This is a genomic window from Paenisporosarcina sp., assembly GCF_049671445.1.
Lineage (GTDB): Bacteria > Bacillota > Bacilli > Bacillales_A > Planococcaceae > Paenisporosarcina.
Genome location: NZ_JBATUX010000079.1, coordinates 1 through 1,605 on the forward strand (window position 1 = coordinate 1; position 1,605 = coordinate 1,605).

The 1,605-nt window shown below is 38.1% G+C and carries 2 protein-coding genes; one reads left to right on the forward strand and one right to left on the reverse strand.

What is annotated here, in order from left to right:
* Positions 1-143: 143 nt before the first annotated feature.
* Complete coding sequence (locus tag WBG45_RS10270; protein WP_424414265.1) at positions 144-803, forward strand: cytochrome c oxidase assembly protein; 660 nt, start codon at positions 144-146, stop codon at positions 801-803.
* A 306-nt stretch (positions 804-1,109) separates the two neighbouring features.
* On the opposite strand, the gene WBG45_RS10275 is transcribed toward WBG45_RS10270, so the two are convergent.
* Positions 1,110-1,337 carry a hypothetical protein gene (locus WBG45_RS10275; protein ID WP_424414267.1) on the reverse strand — a complete coding sequence of 76 codons (228 nt, stop codon included), beginning with the start codon at positions 1,335-1,337 and terminating at the stop codon, positions 1,110-1,112.
* Between the last annotated feature and the right edge of the window lie 268 nt (positions 1,338-1,605).

The following is a 1,605-nucleotide window of genomic DNA, read 5'->3' on the forward strand; positions in this document are numbered from 1 at the left end:
GTCATAGTCATGTTGGCGGTAATGAGTTGATTTTTCAACTCGTAATGGTTATGCCATTTTTGGTTGCGTCGGTTTTATATTTTGTCGCTGTCGTTGTATCTAACAAGCGACTTAAAAAACAATGGTAGCGAGTACGGAGCACTTTGTGGGGTGTTGGTATTGTCCTTGCGTTACTTGCCGTCGTCGGTCCGCTAGCAGAACGTGCTCATGGGGATTTCAGAGCGCATATGGTAGGGCATGTGCTTCTTGGCATGTTGGCACCATTACTTTTGGTTTTAGCTACACCAATGACACTTATCCTGAGAACACTCCCTGTTAGTCAAGCTAGACGTTTAACACGTCTGTTGAAGAGTTTGCCGATGCAAGTCATCACGAATCCATTGTTTGCGGCAATCCTGAACATAGGAGGACTTTGGTTCTTATATACGACAGAGTTGTACGGTTTGATGCAACAGAACATGATGTTCCATATCCTAGTTCACATTCATGTGTTCTTAGCTGGATATCTTTTCACCATGTCCATCATTTATATGGAACCGACTCCACACCGATTAAGTTTTACATACCGATCGATTGTGCTGGTTCTAGCATTCGCTGCCCATGGAATTTTATCTAAGTATATTTATGCACATCCGCCTAGTGGAATTTCGACAACGCAGGCTGAAACTGGCGGACAAATTATGTACTACGGTGGAGATGCAATTGAGCTTATCCTTATTTTTATTTTTTGTTTTCAATGGTACAAAAACACACGCCCACGTGGTGTCTTATTACAAAGCTATGGTAGTAAAGAATACGGTTGATATTGAAAAACTAACGAAACAGCAGCTATACTCATTTATAAATTTACATTATTTTACTATTACAACTAAATCCAAGAATTTTACAACTAAATTTGAAAAATGGTCAAAACACTATACTTTAACTGGGTTTTTAGCTCGCAAAGTATCAAAAACCACTGCTTCATAGTCAAAATCATGAAAAGAGGAGCTAATGACTAAAAATATTAGCTACTTTACGCATAGCGTTGAGCGAACCCTATAAGTGCTCATAATCAAAACACCCACTCATAATGTAGGAAACTACGCACATGAGGTGTTTATTTGTAATTAGTTTGGATGAATCTCTTCATTTGCTGAAGGGTCTTTTGTTACTTTACGATCTAGAGTATTTATTACTTGTTTATTTAACTCATCGACCATTAATATATCCACGGTTTTCATATCCTCGTGCATATCGAATAAGCTTATTTTGTCTGTTTTTACTCCGTCAGGATTATCTGAAAAAATCCCAGTTGCAAGTTCACGATCTTCTTCTGTGAAAACTCTTTTCTCCATTACATTCGCATCCTTTCAAACCAAAATCACCTGTTATGTGACAGGAACTATTCCTCCTAGTATGTCCGTGTGTTTTTTCACTATGCATCACACAGGCTGAGTAAAGCTCCAATTGATTATTCGATGTTTTGAAGTTGGTTAAGAACATCACGGAACCTCTGTTCTTCTATTTTTAATCTGAAATCACGAAAAGGATTGCCTTGTTTTTTCATTCGATCCAAAACTGCCGGAATTGAAAATAGATCAGGCTTTAGGGAATCATTAACCT